Here is a 20,317-nt window from a genome sequence, read left to right as displayed (position 1 = left end):
ACTGAATACCTTCAATACCATGATAAGAGGACTGGCGGAGTTTGTCAAGCAAGTTTTTCGTTTCTGCGGGCTACTACCCTTTCTTGGTGGACTATAACAGCTGCAGAACCTAAATTGCTTCATACTACACCTTTCCCCTTTCCCCTGAAACTAAAATCTATATACTTAACTTTAGAAACTTTAAAATAAGATGCGATCTAATATTAGGCAGTTATTTTACTATATAAAGCCTAATCTATCCTATTTTGTCATAGCTTTTATTGCAGTTTTATTTTCAGCCTTAACGATCCTCCTCTTTGGCAGAGGCTTAAGCAATATAATTGATTCTGGCACAGAGCAAGATTTTACTACCAAACTATTAGTTGCAATACTTATAGTTTTAGCCATTTCTCTCACTGCATTTACTCGGTTATATTTCATTGGCATTGGCAGCGAGAAAGTTATCGCAAGAATCAGATATGACTTATATAGCAGTATCACTAACTTGCAACCAAGTTTCTTTGAGAACACAGGCGTACAAGATGTTATCTCAGCGTTAATTACTGATACCTCTGTGCTGCAATCAATAATAAACAGCAGCTTACTAACCATATTACGAAATTTTGTGATTCTGATTGGCAGTGTTGCTATGTTATTATATACAAATATACAACTAACTGCGTATGCAGCCGCAATAATACCTATACTACTCATTATCATGACCTCACTTGGAAAAAAAGTGCGTAGCTATGCACGCTTTGCTCAGGATAAATTAAGTGAGCTTGCGTCATTTAGTGAGGAAAATTTTAGATCTATAGTGACTATCAAATCGTTTGTACTCGAGGAAAACGAAAAAATCCGTTTTAAGGAACATTTAAACTCAGTATCAAAATCATACGTAAAATTAGTACTCTTGCGTGCTATTTTAGTAACTCTAGTTATCACGTGTGTGATAGGTTCACTAGTTGTTTTGCTCTTTTTTGGTATTAAAGAAGTCTTAAGCAATAATATAACTATTGGAGAACTCTCCTCATTTGTGTTTTATTCAGCGCTCGCAGCAGGAGCTATAAATAATTTGAGTGATAATATCAGTGATTTACAACGAGGTCTTGGAATAGTAGAGCGTTTATTTGAATTTAAAAATATGAAAAGCTCTATAGCAGATCCCGATGATCCTATAAAAATTTGTAGTGTTCAAAAAGGAATTTCGTTTAATGGTGTAACATTTTTTTATGAATCTCAGTCTGATAAGCCAGCGTTAAATAACGTATCATTTTCTATAGAGGCAGGTCAAGCAGTATCAATTGTTGGACCATCTGGCAGTGGTAAAAGCACCATTTTAAAGCTTCTGCTCCGTTTTCATGATCCAAACAAAGGTAGCATTACTATCGATGGGCACAACATTAAGTCAATTGCGCTAAATGACCTCAGATCGTTGTTTGGCTTAGTGCCACAAGATCACATGATATTCTCTTGCTCAATAATGGAAAATATACTATATGGCAAACCAGGTGCCGAATATGAGGAAGTGAAGCAAGCAGCCATCAGCGCTTATGCGATGGAATTTATTGATAAGCTGCCTGATAAATTTGATACATTTGTAGGAAAAAGAGGATTAAAACTTTCTGAAGGACAAAAACAACGTATTGTAATAGCAAGAGCCATACTCAAAAACCCTCAGGTTTTAATACTGGATGAAGCAACCTCTGCCCTTGATTACAAAAGTGAGAACCTCGTGCAAAAAGCATTGAGCAAGTTAATGCAAAACAGAACAACAATCGTAATTACACACAGGCTATCAACCGCACTCAAGACTGACAAGATTATAGTAATTAATCATGGAAAAGTAGAAGAAGTAGGCACTCATGACTCTCTAATAAGTAAAGACGGGCTATATGCAAAACTGGCGAAGATACAGTGGAATTGAAAGAAAATTTAAATCATACCGTTAGTTGATATGCTAGATTTATAATTAAAATTATTAAATTTTTAATTTTATTATTTTATAATGGTTCCATAGTTATCCGGAAATTTCGTGATCTGTAGTTTCTTTCATTCACGTTATATTCATAGCTTGTTCTATCTTAATGTAATTCCAATTTTGACTGTATAGGAGGTCTCTATGTTAAAACATAACTATAGTGATAAAATCAATAATCGCTATTCATATACTAACAAATTTTCTTATAGTGATGAGGGTGTAGACGAGACGATCAAGGATAAAATCACAACTGAAGATCAGGTAGTAACTGATGATGTTAAAGAACCTGATGCTGGTAATGATGGTTACAGTGAAGGTATGGCTTTCTCTTACCATGGTTACGGCAACGACTTAATATAAACTCTGATCCAGGAAGATAAAATAGTTAAGATAAACCTTCAACTAGCCCCACTTATTCGCTATATTGTTGGAGGTTTTCATAGTTTTTCTAGTTGATGAACATTTTCAAAAGGGCTTCTTCCTTAATTTTGAGTAAATTAAACGAGTTGAAGCAAAGGGGTATTATAAATACAGATACAACAAACTTTATCGTAGAACCCCCAAGTAACAGAGCACATGGAGACATTTACACAAACGTTGCTATGGTGCTCGCAAAGCATGAAAAGAAGAATCCCATTGAAATTGCAGAGGTTTTAGCCAAAGAATTTGAACTTTTTGATGAAGTTGCAAAAGTGGAAATAGCGGGCCCTGGTTTCATCAACATACACTTAAAAATAAAAGTATGGCATGGGATTTTAAAACAAATAAATGAGCTAAAAACAGAGTTTGGCACCCTAGATATAGGGAACAATCAGGCCATTAATGTTGAATTTGTATCTGCAAATCCAACTGGTCCACTGCATATTGGTCATGCAAGAGGGGCAGTATTTGGTGACGTTCTGGCAAATTTATTGAAAAAAGTTGGTTATAAAGTTACTAAGGAATACTATATTAACGATGCTGGAGCGCAGATAGATACACTAATAAAGTCAGTGTATCTTCGATATAAAGAAGCTCTGGGAGAGAAGATTAGCATCGAAAAAGGTTTATACCCAGGTGAATATTTGAAACCGATAGGGGAGGAGTTGGCTAAAAAATATGGCAAGGAGCTTCTAAAAAAGCAAGATAATCAGATAATTAGAGACTATACTTTAAGTTCTATCTTAGAACTCATAAAGGAAGACATGAACTTACTTGGAGTAAATCATGATGTTTTTACTTCAGAGTATGAGCTACAAAAAAGTGGCAAAATCGAAGAGAGTATAAAGATATTGTCTGACAAGGGTCTAGTGTATGAAGGGTACCTGGAGAAACCAAAAGGCAAAGAAAGCGAAAATTGGACTTCCAGAAAAGAGATGCTATTTCGCTCTACAAAATTTGGTGATGACGTTGACCGTGCATTGAAGAAAGAGGACGGCAGTTGGACTTATTTTGCCTCGGATATCGCTTACCATTTTGATAAGATATCACGTGGTTTTAACAATATGATTGTAGAGCTTGGTAGTGACCACGGCGGTTATGTCAAAAGACTTAAAGCAGTCGTCTCTGCGCTCAGTGATGATCAAGCAAAAATAGAGGTAAAACTGCATAATATTGTGAATTTTTTCGAGAACGGCAAACCTGTTAAGATGTCCAAAAGATCAGGAAACTTCCTAACAGCAAGAGATGTAGTGGAAGAAGTTGGCAGGGACATAACTCGTTTTATAATGCTAACACGCAAGAATGATATGGTCTTGGACTTTGATTTTGCTAAAGTTAAAGAACAGTCAAAAGACAACCCTATTTTTTACGTGCAATATGCGCATGCTCGTGCTCATTCGTTAATGCGTAATGCTCCAAAAGAGCTCCCAACAGCAGATCCTTCACTTTTAAGGACAGGTGGAGAGCTCTTCCTCATAAAAACCTTAGCAAAGTGGCCAGATGTGGTAGAAATTGCAGCAAGGCTTTGTGAGCCACACAGAATTACTTTCTACTTACTTGAAGTTGCAGAAGCGTTTCACGTTTTATGGGGGTATGGCAAGAGTGATTTAAACATGCGTTTCATACTGGAAGACAACTTAAACCTCACCGCTGCAAGAATGTTTCTCGTGCAGGCCTTAGCACACGTCATCGCTTCTGGACTTTCTATCTTTAATATAGAGCCTTTGGAAGAGATGAGTTGATTTTTTTATGCAAGATTGTTTTTTCAACGAATAGAGAAGTTGACAAAATTAAGTAAAAATGTTATAGTTTATAGTAGTATTTTCTGGTTAATATATGGCTCACAGTCAAAAAAAGCTCAATGTTAATGTAAGTTTTGACAGTAAATTGGCTCAGTATCTTACAGAAATGGCAGAGACTCAAAATAAAACTATTCCTGAAGTTTTAGTAGATTTAGTGGAAGAAGAGTTCGAAGAAGATGTAGAGCTATCCAAAATAGCTGACGATCGCCTCTCTGAAGGTGAAGAAGAAGTAGAGGATGATGAAAACATCTGGAAATAAAACTTACACTATAAAATTCTTAAAAAATGTTATTGAAAAAGAAATTCCAGCTCTTCCGGCAAAGATTAAATTAATGGTTCAGGAGGCCATAAAGAAACGCCTTACAGTTGATCCTTTTAATCTAGGAAAGCCTTTATGTCATAGCTTTAGAGGGCAATATAGGATAAGGGTTAGCAACTACTGTATAATTTACAGCATAAATCATTCAGAGCGCAGAGTACTTATTACTGCAGTGGGGCATAGAAAAAACATTTACAAACACAGGAGATTACACAATTAAAAATATAAGAAGACAACTTAAACCTTACCGCTGCAACTTGTCCAAGCCTTAGCACACGTCATTGCTTCTGGACTTTCTATCTTTAATATAGAGCCGTTAGAAGAAATGAGTTGATTTTTTTTGTTACAATATGTAATGATCAAAATATTATTCAAAGTAGGGTAAAGTTATGACAATCAGTTTTAGGGAGTATTCAACTGTATTCACTGAAGTTGCGGAACAGACAGATTTAAATGGAAATAACATAATTGAAAGAATAAAAGGGCATTAGCATAGATCCCGCTAACAAGCAGCGGGATGACGGTTGTCAGGGTGTCAGGCTAGTACCTTCTCTTGTCATCCCAGTGCCCAGACACTGGGATCCAGAAAAGTTTGCTTGTTCACAAGCAAACTAGCATGGAAAGTGGTTACAACATTTTCGATGAGATTATATGGAAAACTGTATTCCAGTGTCAAGCACTGGAATACATCACAGGGGCACTGGAATGACACCCTTTACGGGCTCTTAAATTGTAACTATAAATGTTTAAGAAATTTACCGTATCCGTTCAGCGGAGTGGCAGAATAAGGTAGACAAGGTGATCTAAAAAGATAATCATAGAGCAAAAGTGAAATAATATGGTAAACCTTTTAGAACTTTGCAAAAATTTACAGCAAAAAATAGAAAGGTTAGAAGCAAAAATAGAAAGATTGGAAAAAGAGAATGAAAGTTTAAAAGCAGAAAATAAGGCTTTAAAGATAGAAAATGCTGAGTTAAGAGAAAGACTCGGTTTAAGCTCAAAAAATTCATCAATACCAAGTTCCAAAGAGTTGTATAAAATAAAAAAGAATAAGCCGAAAAGCGAAAGGAATATTGGCGGTCAGGTTGGTCATAAAGGAAGTTTTTGCGCCAACATGGATGCAGATAAAGTAGTAAAGATAGAGTTGCCTAATACTTGCGAATGCGGAGGAGAAATTGCAATATGTGAAAAACCATATATTCATCAGAAAGTTGATCTTCCAGAAATCAAGCCTTATGTAGTGGAATATCAGTTAGAACATGGCCGTTGTCGGAGATGCGGAAAGAGAAGAAGTAGCAAGTTACCGGAAGGTGTTACGCCAGATACATTTGGTCCAAGGGTTAAGTCAATAATTGCAGCGTTCAGCGGATTCTACAAAAATTCAAAACGCGAAATAGCGAGTGTCGTAAATGATATCTTCAATTTGAACATAAGCGTCGGTAGCATATCAAATAGTGAACATAGAGTTGCTTCAAAATGCAAAAAAATGTATGAGCAGATCGAACAAGAGATAAGTAGGAGTAAAGTTCTACATATTGATGAAACGAGCCATTATAACAAAGGTAAACTCGCTTGGTGTTGGATGTTTGCAAGCAATACGGCAAGTTTTGTAAAATTTACAGAGTCAAGAGGAATGAAAGTTTTACAAAATAGTAAATTCTGCAATCGCAATAGCTTGGTAATAACTGACAGGTATGCAGCATACAATTATTTTGCCGATAAAAACAGGCAAATCTGTTGGGCACATTTATCAAGAGATTTTGAAAGATTAGCACATAGTTGGAATATTGAAGTTAAAGTTCTGGGTTGTTACTTGAGAAACGTGGCCACTGAATTATTTGCACTAAAAAAAGCTTTACTAAAAAGTGAGATAGATGTTTTGAGGTTTGTCAGACGTGCCAGAAAATTAAGAAAACGTACAAAGTATTACTTGAAGGAGATATCTCGTTTACCTGAAGCAATTGGAGCCTCTCGAGTTGCAAAAAATGTTCTGAGATCTGAAAGAATGATGTGGAAATTTTTAGATGACCCAGAAAATATTCCGCTGACAAATAACCACGCTGAACGGCAAATTCGGCATTATGTCGTTTATCGCAAAAACTCATATTTTACACAATCAAAGCGGGGAAATACATTCCTTGAGCGGATAATTTCATTATACTTAACTTGGAAACAAAGGGGTCTCAATCCTTTCCAAAATCTCCTATCTATTGTTTCTTAAACCACTCTCCTGAACGGATACAATTTACCAAATAAAAAAAAGGCAAAAGAAGCCCCATGGTGGTTGGCTATTTACTATGTACTAAAATATCGGCGTTTTTTTTATTCTAAAACGCTTGATTAAGAGCGATTTAGCTGCTTTTAACTTGCAACTAACCTACACCGCAAGTGTTTAAGAAATTTACTAAGCAGGAAAAAAGGCAAAGAAACCCCGTAGTAGCTAGCATTCAAATTCTCCCTTGTCAATTTGACGTTTTTTGCTGTCTTAAACGCTTTGTAAGCGCGTTTCGGCTTATATAGATAAAAACCTAAAAATTTTTAAAGACATGCGATGCACGTAGTGCGAAAAATTAAACATGAGACGCCAAATACCCTAAGTTTTTTGTCATTAACCTGCACAGATTGCGAAGATAAATAAATAGCTTCAGTTTCATGATAAGGGGGTTGGCGAAGGGTGTCAAGTAATTCCGTTCCTTATGGGTAAAAAAAGAGAAACTCTAAGTTGCAGCCGCACAATGTTTCTCTTTTCTGCTGTTGATGATTATTTCGCCTATTGTAACTGCCGCTAGAATAAAGCAATAATATACCTGTGTTAATAAAGAAATAGGTGATACAAAAGCTATACTCCCTGCTAGCAATAGTTGGGAACCATAAGGTAAGATACCTTTTGTAGCACAAGCAAAAACATCTAATAAGTATGCGCTGCGATGTGGCGCAATACTGTGTTTTTGTGCAAGCCTTTTTGCAATGCCACCACTTAGTAAAATAGCAATGGTATTATTGGCAACTAAGGTAGTAAACATAGACGCAATTCCTGCTATCACAAATTCAGCTTTAGTTTTTGTGATATTGCTTTCATCGATGAGTTTATGCAACGCTTTTTGACCTTGCTTGTACATTATATGGCTCAATCCACCGATAAATAGAGCAAATATCACTATTTCGTTTACTTTTTTGAAACCGTCATACACGTCATGAGGAAATTGAATGATAGCATAGTCAAAAAAAGTTATTCCTAGCACACCAGCAATAATTATGTTTATAGTTATTGTTACTAAAGTGGCGACTTCAAGCAGCCCCATGATTATTAAAGAAATGTAAGGAATAATTTTTATTATAGAATAATAATCTAAATTTGATATAGAAATAATTTTTGTACTATTTGAGGCAACTGCTAGGTAGATGAGTGTTATAATGCTGGCAATAAGTGCAACTTTAGAGTTCATTTTAAGTTTATCTTTTGCTGAAGCTTCCTGTGAAGAAACAGATGCAATGGTGGTATCAGATATCATCGAAAGGTTATCGCCAAACACGGCACCACCTACTACAGTTGCAGTTCCTATTTCGAGACCAAAAGCTCCACTTTTTGCCAGATTAACAGCTATAGGTACCATCAGAGCAACAACTCCCATAGATGTGCCAATTGCAGTTGAAATAAAAGCAGAAGCCAAAAATACTCCAGGCAGCAGTAATCTTGCTGGAAGGAAATTAAGAATTAAATTAGCAACAGTGTCTGCGCTACCGATTGATTGAGTCACCGCAGAAAATGCTCCAGAAAATAAAAAAATTAAACACATAGTAAGGGTGTTTTTGTCACCCATGCCCTTGATAACAGTATCGATGTTATGCTGAATTTTATTTGTACCACGTGAGACAGCAAAAAATAGTGCTGGTAATAAGCAGATTACTGGTGAAACCTGATGAAGTGGATTATCAGTTCCGATAAAAGAAAAATAAGCACCACTTCCAAGATACAAGATTAAAAAAATAATCAAGGGGACAAAAGCTGTCATTTTACTGTACCTAAACTTATAACTATAACTAATTAAGTGGTTTTAAGCAAGTTTGGTTTTCACTAGTTCTACAGGAAGTCAATAGCAGAGTTTTAAACTTCATATTTAATCTACTAAATAAATAGCACATGTAGCTTATTGCTTGACAATAGGATCTAATTGTTGTCTAGATTCCAGCATCACGCGCACAACTGTACGAACATTTGTTTGCGAAGAAATGTTATAGCTGGTTTTGCTTCAAACACAAAGATATCATCCGAGTAGCTGAATACTTGGATCCAGAAAATTTTGCTGCGAGTAAGCAAATTTGTTTGGTGAGCATAGAAAGTGGAATGTGTAAGCGCAGCCTCAACAGGTTGTCATCCAAGTAGCTGACTACTTGGATCCAGCTGAGTTGGTGAGTATAAAAGTATAGCTAACGCGAGCTCTACGTCATACCGCCGCAGAATAATTAACCGTCATACCGCGATTCATTCGCAGTATCCCTTCGCGGTATCCCTTAGCCGCTAACAAGCAGCGGGATGACGAGCTTATCGTCATGCCACCGCGAACCGTCATACCGCGATTCATTCGCGGTATCTCAGCCGCTAACAAGAGATCCCGCTAACAAGCAGCGGGATGACGAGCTTATCGTCACGCCGCCACGAACCGTCATACCGCCGCGGCGCTAACAAGAGATCCCGCTAACACGTAGCGGGATGACGGTTGTCGTTTAGCCATAAACATTAAGGAATTTACCAAATGAAAAAAAAGGCAAAAGAAGCCCCGTGGTTGGCTAATTACTTACATTATACTTTCAAGTATGGCGTTTTTTTATTCTAAACGCTTAATAACCGCGATTTAGCTGCTTTTTAATGCAACTAACCTTTAGTCATAAATGTTTAAGAAATTTACTAAACAGAAAAAAAGGCAAAAGAAACCCTAGGGTAGCTAATTATTCACTATCCATTTTTTAAGTTGGCGTTTTTTGATGTTTTAAATGCTTTATAAGCGTATTTCAGCTTGTATAGGTAAAAACCTAGAAATTTGATAAAGACATAGAGTGCACATAGTGCAAAAAATTAAACATGAGACGCCAGATACGTGAGTTTTTTTGTCATTTAATCTGTACAGAGAAGATAAATAAATAGCTTCAGTTTCATGATAAGGAGGCTGGCGGAGTTTGTCAAGTAAGTTTTTATTTCTAGCGGTTGTTGCCAAAAACTATACAAGAAGTCTATTGAAATCGCGTATATCAATCGTTGTAAAATCACACAATTGCTCTGTAGAGCTATGCCCTGTAATAATTACTATACCATTTTGCTCAGAGCGTATTGAGATTAGGTTCAGCACTAATTCACACGTTGCACTATCAAGATTACAAAATGGTTCATCTATCAGCCAAACGCTTGCATTAGAAATCAAGAGGCGAGCAAGTGCAACTCTTCTTCTCCAGCCTGCAGAAAGTTCGCCATATCTAATATTAAGTACAGGCTGCAACTGCAAACAACAAATAGCTGCCACAATCAGTTCTCTAGTATTTCGTATTCCTGCCCAGAATTCTACGTTTTGAGCAACAGTTAAGCTGTCCTTGCAGGCATTCTTATGGCCTATATAGACCATAGAAGATATATAGGATTTTGGATCATCATATATATCTTTTCCGCAGTGCCTTATATTGCCTGATACCGGCGGTAAAAGTCCAGATAAACTTCTAATTAAGCTGGTTTTACCACTACCATTTGGACCAGTGATTAGAATCTTTGATTTTAGCTCAGCTTTAAAACTGAGATTTTTAAATAATACTTTGTTATTACGAGCGCAGGATAAATTTTCACATTCAAGCATGGATTATCTGCCCTTCCCCTTATGTTTACCTTGAGTTGAAGCCTGAGCTTTAACAAACAGCTCCCAAAATCCTTTCTGTCCGCCTTCTCTATGTATCAATTGTGCAAAACGCTGCATTAAACCATTACCCATCATAACCATCTTTGTCCATTTACCTACCGGTTTTGCTATGTCAACTATTTCTGGATCTTCTTTATAAACTTGCACATCTTTTTGTTTCTCGCGTAGCGTTTCTTGTTGTTTCAGCAACTCTTTTTGCTTATTTTTTTGATATAATTCATTGAATTTTCTGTCTTCTTCCCACTCTTCTTTAAAAACTTTTCTAGGAAATATGATTTTTCTAATGCGATTTTTGTATATTTTTCTCAAAAAGAGAAATACTGCAGCTACAGCAAGTAATGTTACGCTATATAATATGATCTGTGTAAGTGGCATTTCCTGTATCTAATTCATTAAAAATACCCTTGCTGTTATACCATAATTATAGAAATTGTGCAATTTTTTTGCGGGTAAAGACAATATAAAAGCAGTACTGCTCTATTTCGAAAATTGCGCAAATATCTGACGAACGGGCTTGTATGTAATAAGGTTTATTTCTATACTTCTTAAAGAATTTAGAAGTAAAACAAATATGAACTGCTGTAAAACTCATACGTGCAATGAACTGAGGAAGAACGACGTAGAAAAGGAAGTTACCCTTTCTGGATGGTTATATCGTAAGCGCGACCATGGTAACCTAATTTTTGTTGATTTAAGGGACTTCTACGGAATCACTCAGCTAGTATTTAATAATGACAAAGACTTTTTTGATGAGATATCAAATTTAAAATTGGAGAGTGTAATTACTGTTACAGGAATAGTTGAAGCTAGAACTGAAGATACGGTAAACAGCTCTATTTCTACCGGAGAAATCGAGGTGATAGTCAACAATTTGCGCGTTGAGTCGGAAGTTGAGTTCCACTTTGATGAAGAAATAGCAAAAGAAGAAAGAAGTATATTGGCAAGCATTACCGGCGAGCAAGAATACCCAGAAAACATGAGATTTAAATATCGATTTCTTGACTTAAGACGTGAAAAAGTCCGCAACAATATTATTTTGCGCTCACAAATTATTGCAGAGCTCCGCAAGCTCATGATAGAGCGAGGATTTTTAGAGATTCAAACTCCAATACTCACTGCTTCCTCTCCTGAAGGAGCACGCGACTACCTAGTGCCAAGCAGGCTAAATCCTGGCAAGTTCTATGCATTGCCACAAGCTCCGCAGATTTTCAAACAGTTGCTCATGGTCTCAGGGTTTGATAAATATTTCCAAATCGCACCGTGTTTTCGTGATGAAGATGCAAGGGCTGACCGCTCTCCTGGGGAATTTTACCAGCTAGACCTTGAAATGTCTTTTGTGACTCAAGAGGACATATTTGACGTTATTGAATCTGCTTTATATAAAGTGTTCGCCAAATTTTCTCGCAAGTCTGTCGATAAAGATTTTCCACGCATTACATACAAAGAGGCAATGCTTAAGTATGGTTCTGACAAGCCAGATTTGCGTAATCCACTATTAATCAGCGATGTTACAGAAATTTTCCGTGATTCAGGGTTCAATATTTTCAAAAGCAATATTGAGCGTGGTATGGTAGTGAGAGCCATCCCTGCACCTAAAACAGCAGAGGAACCACGCAGCTTCTTTGATAAAAAGATAGAACATGCGCAAAAAGAATTCGGTGCTAAGGGTCTCGGATATATAACGTTTGATAAAGATGGAACTGCGAAAGGCCCAATTGCTAAATTTCTTGATGAAAATAGGCTAAACCACATAAGAGAAGCAACAAACATAGAGCCAGGAGATAGTGTATTTTTTGCTTCTGACAAAGAGAATGAGGCGGCAAACATTGCAGGAAAAGTACGCACTCTTTTAGGGTCAGAACTCAGTCTTATAGATGATAATATCTTCAAGTTTTGTTGGATCATTGATTTTCCATATTTTGTATATGACGATAAAAGTAAAAAAATAGATTTCTTTCATAACCCATTTTCTATGCCACACGGTGGTCTGAAAGATTTAGAGGAAAAGAATCCACTCGATATCCTTGCTTACCAGTATGATCTTGTTTGCAATGGAATAGAACTATCAAGTGGGGCAATTCGCAATAACAAACTGGATATCATGTATAAAGCTTTCGCCATTGCAGGCTATAGTAAAGAAGAAGTTGATACAAAATTCGGTGCACTTGTACGTGCATTCAGATTTGGTGTTCCTCCTCATGGTGGAATAGCACCAGGGGTTGATAGAATAGTTATGCTGCTTGCTGATGAGCCAAATATTCGTGAAGTAATCTGTTTTCCTATGAACCAGCAAGGTGAAGATGTTCTAATGGGTGCTCCTTCCAAGGTGGAGGATAAGCATTTACGTGAATTATCCTTGAAGGTTATTGAATGAAAAATTTTATAGCAAGGAGCACCGGTTAATGATATATTAGGTTATGTTAAATTGAAAGACCATGAATAATATCCAAAAAGCAATACTATCGGGCATGATCTGTAACATGATTGTGTGGTATGAACTCACTCTTTTTGGAGTATTAACAGATACAATCATCAACGTTTTTTTCCCATCAGAAGATCATTATTTGAGTACACTCAAATTCCTTGGTGTTTTTGCAATTGGTTTTGCGTTTAGACCAATTGGTGCAGTAATTTTTGGTTATATGGGAGATAAGTATGGCAGAAGAAAGACTTTACTTACTTCAGTAATATTAATTTCAATATCATCCACAATTATGGGAATTATACCTGGGTATAAAGAAATAGGGTTGCTTTCACCTGTATTGCTTGTGTTTTGTAGAATAGTGCAAGGAATAACTGCAGGAGGTGAAACAAGCATTAATACAGCATTTACGATAGAGCATTCAAAAGATAAAAAAAATCTAGGTTTCTTAGGAAGTATGAAGCCCTTTAGCGGAGCCCTTGGAACGCTCTTATGCATAACAATGATATTTATCTGCAAAAGAGTTACAGGTGAGAACTATGAAATATGGGGATGGAAGTTGCTTTTTTATTTTTGCTTTTTTTTGGGGACAATAGGTTTTTTAACTAGGTACATATTAAAAGAAAGCTTAGCATATAAAACTAATAAGTACGCTAATAATTTAGCACATTCACCATTGTTAGAACTAGTAAGAAACTATAAAAGACCGCTTATTATTTCAATCAATCTGGGAATTGCTCAGAATGCAATTGTCTACGCAGCAATAATGTTTTATAATATATCAATAAAAGAGCTAGTTATTTTATCTATTAGTGTTAAAGATTTAATGAGGATAGTAGTACAGGTTGTATTTGCAGCATCTGCGGTACTTTTTGCAATTTTATCTGATAAAGTTGGAAGAAAACGCGTAATGATTCCTGTACTGATTATGCTATCTCTGATTGGTACATGTGTATTACCATTATTATCTTCCGTTAACCACTATGTCGTAATAATAACTTACTTATTGATTACTATACCAGTAGGTGCATCTTTTGGAATATATGGCTCTGTTATTTGTGAACTGTTTCCAACAAAAGTAAGATGCACTGGCGTAAGCTTAGCAAATAATATATCTGCAGGAATTTTTGGTGGCCTTTCTCCATACATATGCATGTGGCTTATAGAAAAAACCGAAACAAAACTTGCAGCAGGCATTTATCTTACTGCCTGCGCATTAATTAGCCTAATATCTGTGCTTCAAATTAAAGCCAAAGACAGAAAAGTTGATTGGTGAAATCGTTTCAGTCGAAAAATAGCGCTTCAATGGATTTTTCGATGTGTTTAGTGATAGGAGCGGTGATAGTGATTTCTTTATTGTTTGGCAGTTTTAAAGATAAAGAATGCGAATGAAGGTGAATTTTATTTGCTATCCCATCAATAAAAGCTTTTTTACCACCATATTTACCGTCACCAAGAATAGGGCAATTTATATGAGCTAAATGTGCACGTAACTGATGGGTTCTGCCGGTAATTGGTTGTAATTTTAAATAAGCAACATTGTGTTTGGATTTTGCTATAATTGAAAAATGCGTAGTGGCATTCTGAGGTGAATTTTCATCAACGACCACTTTTTCTTGACCTGAAACATATTTTTTCACCAATGGATAGTCTATTGTTCCACTATCCTTGCTCGGTATGCCAGAAGTTAATGCTAAATAAGTTTTTTTTACTCTTCGTCCTTTAAATTCTTCCATAAGGTATCTGGCAACATTAGCGTTGCGTGCGAATATTATCACTCCACTCGTATCTCTATCTAGCCTATGGACAATTTTAAATGTTTCTCCCTCTCTTATTTGGTCAAGCAAATCACTCATGCTAATCTTTACTTTTACGCCACCTTGAACGATGACCCCTGCGGGTTTGTTTATAGCTAGTATATATTCGTCTTCATATAATATGTTCTCTCTTAGTAGATTCACTAACTTTTCATTATATTTGCGATCAGAATTAGCGTTTTCAATATAATTCAAGTGCTTCAGCGTTATAGTTTGCCCAGAATTTACTCTATCACTGGACTTTGCTTTGCAATCATCAACTTTGATTAATCCTTTCCTTAAAGATTTTTCAATTACAGATTGCTTTAGATCAGGAAAGATTCTTCTGATGTACCTATCCAGCCTAACGTTATCGTCTTCTATTAATATGGTTTTTATACTTTGTAGCATTCCATTATTTATAATGAATATCTAGTGAAATGTCAATTATTGGTGTCATTCCAGTGTCAAGCACTGGAATGACACCGAAGGGGCTACTGCCGTCATAAAGGAACCAGTGTCAGCTACTCGGATGACAGGAGAAGGAGACTACTGAGATGACAGCTAGCCTGACAACCGTCATCCCGCTGCTTGTTAGCGGGATCTAGAGATACCGCGAATGAATCGCGGTATGACGGTTCGCGGCGGCATGACGTAGAGCTTGCGTTAGCTATACTTTTATACTCACCAACTCAGCTGGATCCAAGTAGTCGGAGCACTGGGATGACAAAAAAAGGAGGGCACTTGGATGACGGGAGAAGGAGCTATTTGGATGACATCGTTTACTATACAATGTTTGTACAGTTCTGGATAAAAAAATTAGCTAACAAATTTATAAACATCAGTATACAGCTCATCAACGCTTGGTTCTTTACTATTTTTGGCAAAATCTTCCGACTTTTTTACTAAATCACGTATTTCCTTATCAATTACTTTGCACTCTTCTTCTGAAGCCATTTTATTATCTGTCATGTATTTCTTTAAAGTGCTTATAGGGTCATGATTTTGCTTCATATCTTCAACTTCTTCTTTTAAGCGATAAGTAGCAGGATCTGACATTGAGTGACCGCGATATCGATATGTCTTCATTTCAAGCAGGATAGGCCCTTTTCCGCTGCGTGTGTGTTCCGCTGCTTCGCTTGTAGCCTCATAAACAGAGAAAAAATCCATTCCATCAACTTGTTTTCCAGGAATACCAAAACTTTCTCCTCTTTTATATAACTCTGTTACTAAAGTTGATCTTTGCACGGAGGTTCCCATTGCGTATTCATTATTTTCTATGATGTAAACCACAGGCAACTCCCACAAAGATGCCATATTAAACGATTCATATACTTGTCCTTGATTTGCAGCACCGTCGCCAAAATATGTAAATACCACATTATCTTTTTTCTTATATTTATTAGCAAATGCTATTCCTGTGCCAATTGGAACTTGTGCTCCCACTATTCCATGCCCGCCGAAGAATTTTTTTTCAACGTCAAATACGTGCATCGAACCACCTTTACCTTTCGAGCATCCTGTTTCTTTGCCGGTAAGCTCTGCCATTACAACATTTGGATCAGAATCACATGCGAGCATTAAGCCATGGTCTCTATAACTTGTGATAAAAGCGTCACCTAATTTTGATGCAGCTTGAGTTCCAACTGCAACTGCTTCTTGTCCTATTGATAGGTGACAGAACCCGCCTATTAATCCCATCCCATATAATTGTCCTGCTTTTTCCTCAAATCTGCGTATGAGTAGCATTTTCCTGTAGAATCCAATTATCTGTTCTTTAGTGAAATTTTCTGCTTTCATATCGATTTCTTTTTCATTAAACTAACACAATACCAGGAATTTTAAATTTTTGCTAATGAACTATTACCACTGGCTTGAGGCTTTTCATGTTATCTCTGTTATCATGTGGATGGCAGGTATGCTTTATTTACCCAGGCTTTATGTCTACCATGCAACTGTAAAACCGGGATCGGAAAATGATAGCTTGCTTCAAACAATGGAAAAGAGGCTACTTAGACATATCATAAACCCTGCAATGCTTTTCTCACTTGGTCTTGGAATTACACTAATGGTTATTAGGGAAGCATATCGTGAAGGATGGTTTCATGTAAAAGCATTTGCAATACTTTTGATGTTAATTATTCATATGCTACTTGCAAAATATAGGAAAAATTTTGCAATGGGTTCGAATAAGAAGTCACATATTTATTTTCGCGTTTTAAATGAAGCAGTTACAGTATTGATAATAGTTATAGTTATTATGGTTGTTGTAAAACCTTTTTGACTGACCTTACCCAAAAAAAAGCAGAAAGCTCGTATCTGTTCAGATGCATGGCTAATGTACAATACTGAAATAAAAATTCCAGTGCTCCCTTTCTTGTCATCCCAGTGCGTGACACTGGGATGGCTTTGTTGCATCGCTCTTCGGATAGTAGGTAACGTACAATAAATTCATGAAGCTATCTCAAACTTAGCCATGCCTATTTCAGTAAATTTGTTAAGCAAATAACACTTGAGTAGCAGTTCCTTCTCACGATTAATTTCAGATTTGCTCCTAAAACTAAACCCAAATATTCGCTTCAACCTTGAGAAAAATCCTTCAATATACGATCTTTTTCCGTAATTTACTTCTTCTTTCCATCTTTTTATACCATTCTCACCATGTAATTTCATTAACTGAATAGCGGCATTTCTATCAAGCATATAATCCAATTTTGGATGCTCTGCTGCGTTGTTTTTCGGAGGAATTTTCGTTTTTATACCATATTGATTACACAGCTTATAGAGCTTTTCTCTGTCATATGCCCTATCTGCATATAGTACTTTTATGACATACTGAAAATCGACTTCTTTTAGCAAATCACAAGCTCCATAGTGATCAGACCGTTACTGTATTTTACAGCTATGGCTTTTTTGCTGTTTGTATTCAACATTACATGCAATTTTCTTGTCTGTTCATAGCTGCGATACTTTCTATCTTCGCTATTTTCTTTGCTATGACCAGGAGTGTTGTTGTATATACTAATTCCTGTACTGTCTATAGCAATTTCGATATCTTCCATATTATTTTTATCAATTCTGCAATCATTGATCTTAATATTGAGTTTCTTAAACCTTCTTGATGATTGTGAATAGCTGATAACTTGCAAATTTTTCCCAATTTGCTCAAGGTATCCTGCTATAAACCCAACTGTTTGCCTCAGGCCTATTCTAAATAAACAAGTTATTATGTGCACCAAAATTACAACTTTATCGCTATAAATATTGTTGCCACCTGGTATTTTTGGACCATTCTCGTACCACTTTTCTATGGCTTCGTTGATATAATGAAAAATATTTCCTCTTTTTTCTAGAAATTTGTTATATTCGCTATGGTTACTGACCCTCATTTTTTGTGGCATATTTTTTCTTTCAAGGTTAAATGGCTATTTTATAATGAATTTTGTCAGTAGCCACCAGATTTTTCAGTTGCTATGCAACAAAGCCCACTGGGATCCAGCTTTCTTTACAAATTCACCAAAAGTGCTTCATTCTATAACGCAAAACCCATACTCACCAAACTCAATGCATTACTTGCAATTAAGTTTCCTGGATGCCAGTGTAAAGCTACTCGGATGACACCATTCTTTTTCCTGGATCCCAGTGGGCTTTGTTGCATCGCTAGCTATGATGGATTAAAGATAAAAAAGATGGAGAATATCAGTAGCTTATTATTCTGGTATTTATAACAAGAACGGTCAGTGAATACCTAAATTTGAGTAAAAGAAATTTCACTACCACTCACTAATCCGGCTAAAATTCAAGAATTTCAATGCTTTAGCTATTTTCAATAGAATTAAATTTATTAATGTAAATAATAAATTACTATTCTTAAATTTGATCAGATTGATTGCAAAAAAACAAGATTTTCAATAGGTTACTTATAATCCTAACTATAGTTAGCCTTTCATAAGTAGCGATGCAACAAAGCCATCCCAGTGTCAAGCACTGGGATGACAAGAAGAGGGCACTGCCCTCTTGGATGGAAGCCAGTGTTAGCTACTTTCATGACACCCTGACAACCGTCATCCCGCTACTTGTTAGCGGGATCTAGAGATACCGTGATGGTATGACGTAGGGGTTGCCGAGAACTTGTCATCCCAGTGCTTGACACTGGGATCCAGTTTTTCGTATAATTTTGTCAAAATCTATTGTGCTAGCAAGTTCACTAGCGTCACGCGCTGGTCTGTTAGACATTTACGTGTAGGGTGAAGAAATTTTGAAAAAGACATACCAAATATGAAAGGCCTATATATTAAAACTTACGGCTGTCAGATGAACGTTTATGACTCCGTTTTAATGGAAAATGTAATTAAACCTTTGGGGTTCAACGTTGTTAGTGATGCAGGGAAAGCCGATTTAGTGATACTGAATACTTGTCACATTAGAGAGAAGGCAGCAGAAAAACTTTACTCAGAGCTTGGGAAGATTCATTCGTTACGAAAAGAAATGACTATAGTGGTGGCTGGGTGTGTAGCGCAAGCAGAGGGAGAAGAAGTGTTCAGAAGGGCTCCTTTTGTTGATATTGTTGTTGGTCCGCAGAGTATCGCTACCTTACCGGAGCTGATAGTCAAAGCAAGCAGAAGTAAAGGTCATGTAATAAACACTGATTTTCCTGAAGTTGCAAAGTTTGATAAATTGCCAGATGAATGCTATGGCAATAGCCAGGGGTTTTCTGCGTTTCTTGCCATACAAGAGGGTTGTGATAAATTTTGTACGTTTTGTGTAGTGCCCTATACTCGTGGAGCTGAGTATTCACGGCCAGTGAATGAAATATTTCATGAAGCATTGAAATTAGTTGCAAATGGGGCAAATGAGATCAATTTGCTTGGTCAGAACGTCAATGCTTACCATGGGGAGTGCGAAGGGGAAGTGTGGGATTTAGGAAAATTAATTAGTCATATTGCTAAAATTGAAAAGCTAGAGAGGATTCGTTATACAACTTCTCATCCAAGAGATATGCATGAATCTCTCTACTTGGCACATGCGGAAGAGCCAAAGCTCATGCCGTTTGTTCACCTGCCTGTGCAGTCTGGTTCGAATAAAATATTGCACGCGATGAACAGGAAACACACTGCAGAGGAGTATTTGGAAATAATAGACAGATTTCGCAAATTGAAACCTGAAATCGAATTTTCTTCTGATTTTATTGTTGGTTTTCCTGGAGAAACCGAAAAAGATTTTGAAGAAACTATGAAATTAGTAGAAAAAGTTAGATATGCTCAGGCTTATAGTTTTAAATACAGCCCAAGACCAGGCACACCGGGAGCGGAAAGAAAAGATCAAGTACCAGAAGAGGTTAAAACAGAGCGCCTTCTTCGTTTACAGAAATTAATTAGTAAGCAACAACTTGAGTTTAACCAGAGTATGGTAGGTAAAACTATACCTGTTCTGTTTAGCGATAAAAAAGGTAAACACCAAAACCAAATTATTGGTAAAAGCCCATATATGCAATCAGTGTGCATTGATGATTCTGAAGATAAATACAGGGACAAAATAGTAAATGTGAAAGTGTTGGAAGCTCGGCAGAGTAGTTTGCTGGGGTGTGCATTTCACTGATTTTAAGCAGCGTTAAATATAAATCTTAAGCAAAGAGTATTGAAAAAATGCAATCATAATCTTTTTCAAAAGTTACAAAGTTTAATTGCTACCTCTGCTG

At 36.5% G+C, this 20,317-nt stretch carries 19 protein-coding genes; 12 read left to right on the top strand and 7 right to left on the bottom strand.

Annotated features, from left to right (window positions below; translation table 11 throughout):
• The first annotated feature begins 190 nt into the window (after nucleotides 1-190).
• The 7 genes from AAGD51_RS03190 (at nucleotide 191) to AAGD51_RS03160 (ending at nucleotide 6,722) form a co-directional block, all read left to right on the top strand.
• Nucleotides 191-1,906, top strand: a complete 1,716-nt coding sequence (locus AAGD51_RS03190; RefSeq protein WP_236514767.1) for an ABC transporter ATP-binding protein — start codon at nucleotides 191-193, stop codon at nucleotides 1,904-1,906.
• Between the two features lie 195 nt (nucleotides 1,907-2,101).
• Complete coding sequence (locus tag AAGD51_RS03185) at nucleotides 2,102-2,320, top strand: hypothetical protein (RefSeq protein ID WP_077188094.1); 219 nt, start codon at nucleotides 2,102-2,104, stop codon at nucleotides 2,318-2,320.
• 95 nt (nucleotides 2,321-2,415) lie between these two features.
• Complete coding sequence (gene argS / locus AAGD51_RS03180) at nucleotides 2,416-4,122, top strand: arginine--tRNA ligase (protein ID WP_077188093.1); 1,707 nt, start codon at nucleotides 2,416-2,418, stop codon at nucleotides 4,120-4,122.
• A gap of 94 nt (nucleotides 4,123-4,216) precedes the next feature.
• A complete protein-coding gene (locus AAGD51_RS03175) occupies nucleotides 4,217-4,441 on the top strand; it encodes a hypothetical protein (protein WP_010962565.1) in 225 nt (74 codons plus the stop codon).
• Nucleotides 4,422-4,721: a type II toxin-antitoxin system RelE family toxin gene (locus AAGD51_RS03170; RefSeq protein WP_077188096.1), complete on the top strand. Its 300-nt coding sequence runs from the start codon at nucleotides 4,422-4,424 to the stop codon at nucleotides 4,719-4,721. Before AAGD51_RS03175 ends, AAGD51_RS03170 begins: the two co-directional genes overlap by 20 nt.
• 333 nt (nucleotides 4,722-5,054) lie before the next feature.
• Complete coding sequence (locus AAGD51_RS03165; protein WP_167347043.1) at nucleotides 5,055-5,210, top strand: hypothetical protein; 156 nt, start codon at nucleotides 5,055-5,057, stop codon at nucleotides 5,208-5,210.
• A 129-nt stretch (nucleotides 5,211-5,339) separates the two neighbouring features.
• A complete protein-coding gene (locus AAGD51_RS03160; RefSeq protein ID WP_341810490.1) occupies nucleotides 5,340-6,722 on the top strand; it encodes an IS66-like element ISWen3 family transposase in 1,383 nt (460 codons plus the stop codon).
• A gap of 496 nt (nucleotides 6,723-7,218) precedes the next feature.
• Here the strand turns inward: AAGD51_RS03160 and AAGD51_RS03155 are convergent, their stop codons facing one another.
• From AAGD51_RS03155 to AAGD51_RS03145, 3 genes are all read right to left on the bottom strand, one after another.
• Nucleotides 7,219-8,514, bottom strand: a complete 1,296-nt coding sequence (locus AAGD51_RS03155; protein WP_236514769.1) for a Na+/H+ antiporter NhaC family protein — start codon at nucleotides 8,512-8,514, stop codon at nucleotides 7,219-7,221.
• A 1,203-nt stretch (nucleotides 8,515-9,717) separates the two neighbouring features.
• Nucleotides 9,718-10,341: a heme ABC exporter ATP-binding protein CcmA gene (ccmA, locus tag AAGD51_RS03150; RefSeq protein WP_006279892.1), complete on the bottom strand. Its 624-nt coding sequence runs from the start codon at nucleotides 10,339-10,341 to the stop codon at nucleotides 9,718-9,720.
• A 3-nt stretch (nucleotides 10,342-10,344) separates the two neighbouring features.
• The gene (locus AAGD51_RS03145; RefSeq protein ID WP_006279891.1) at nucleotides 10,345-10,776 is read right to left on the bottom strand and encodes a hypothetical protein; all 432 of its coding nucleotides are present in this window, start codon (nucleotides 10,774-10,776) and stop codon (nucleotides 10,345-10,347) included.
• Nucleotides 10,777-10,972: 196 nt separating this feature from the next.
• Between AAGD51_RS03145 and aspS the strand changes: the two genes are divergently transcribed.
• Nucleotides 10,973-12,775 carry an aspartate--tRNA ligase gene (aspS, locus tag AAGD51_RS03140; RefSeq protein ID WP_006279890.1) on the top strand — a complete coding sequence of 601 codons (1,803 nt, stop codon included), beginning with the start codon at nucleotides 10,973-10,975 and terminating at the stop codon, nucleotides 12,773-12,775.
• 61 nt (nucleotides 12,776-12,836) lie between these two features.
• Nucleotides 12,837-14,099, top strand: coding sequence for an MFS transporter (locus AAGD51_RS03135; RefSeq protein WP_236514771.1), 1,263 nt, complete (start codon nucleotides 12,837-12,839; stop codon nucleotides 14,097-14,099).
• 7 nt (nucleotides 14,100-14,106) lie between these two features.
• On the opposite strand, the gene AAGD51_RS03130 is transcribed toward AAGD51_RS03135, so the two are convergent.
• Both AAGD51_RS03130 and pdhA read right to left on the bottom strand, forming a co-directional pair.
• A complete protein-coding gene (locus AAGD51_RS03130; RefSeq protein WP_006279888.1) occupies nucleotides 14,107-15,030 on the bottom strand; it encodes an RluA family pseudouridine synthase in 924 nt (307 codons plus the stop codon).
• 408 nt (nucleotides 15,031-15,438) lie between these two features.
• On the bottom strand, nucleotides 15,439-16,419 hold the full coding sequence (gene pdhA / locus AAGD51_RS03125) for a pyruvate dehydrogenase (acetyl-transferring) E1 component subunit alpha (RefSeq protein WP_006279887.1): 981 nt from the start codon (nucleotides 16,417-16,419) through the stop codon (nucleotides 15,439-15,441).
• 55 nt (nucleotides 16,420-16,474) lie between these two features.
• On the opposite strand from pdhA, the gene hemJ reads away from it, so the two are divergent.
• Nucleotides 16,475-16,903 carry a protoporphyrinogen oxidase HemJ gene (gene hemJ, locus AAGD51_RS03120; protein ID WP_006279885.1) on the top strand — a complete coding sequence of 143 codons (429 nt, stop codon included), beginning with the start codon at nucleotides 16,475-16,477 and terminating at the stop codon, nucleotides 16,901-16,903.
• 167 nt (nucleotides 16,904-17,070) lie between these two features.
• Here hemJ and AAGD51_RS03115 read toward each other — a convergent pair whose 3' ends face one another.
• Together AAGD51_RS03115 and AAGD51_RS03110 are read right to left on the bottom strand one after the other, a co-directional pair.
• A complete protein-coding gene (locus tag AAGD51_RS03115) occupies nucleotides 17,071-17,478 on the bottom strand; it encodes a transposase (protein WP_049973602.1) in 408 nt (135 codons plus the stop codon).
• Complete coding sequence (locus tag AAGD51_RS03110) at nucleotides 17,472-18,020, bottom strand: transposase (RefSeq protein WP_236514710.1); 549 nt, start codon at nucleotides 18,018-18,020, stop codon at nucleotides 17,472-17,474. Before AAGD51_RS03110 ends, AAGD51_RS03115 begins: the two co-directional genes overlap by 7 nt.
• Nucleotides 18,021-18,092: 72 nt before the next feature.
• Here AAGD51_RS03110 and AAGD51_RS03105 point away from each other — a divergent pair, with 72 nt between their 5' ends.
• The gene (locus AAGD51_RS03105; RefSeq protein WP_341810504.1) at nucleotides 18,093-18,347 is read left to right on the top strand and encodes a hypothetical protein; all 255 of its coding nucleotides are present in this window, start codon (nucleotides 18,093-18,095) and stop codon (nucleotides 18,345-18,347) included.
• 550 nt (nucleotides 18,348-18,897) lie between these two features.
• Entirely contained in the window at nucleotides 18,898-20,217 is a 1,320-nt protein-coding gene (gene miaB / locus AAGD51_RS03100) for a tRNA (N6-isopentenyl adenosine(37)-C2)-methylthiotransferase MiaB (protein WP_341810503.1), read from the top strand.
• The last annotated feature ends 100 nt before the right edge of the window (nucleotides 20,218-20,317 follow it).

Origin of the sequence: Wolbachia endosymbiont (group A) of Volucella bombylans (assembly GCF_964026965.1) — a bacterium.
Lineage (GTDB): Bacteria > Pseudomonadota > Alphaproteobacteria > Rickettsiales > Anaplasmataceae > Wolbachia > Wolbachia pipientis.
This window is presented reverse-complemented; position numbering and strand designations above follow the sequence as displayed.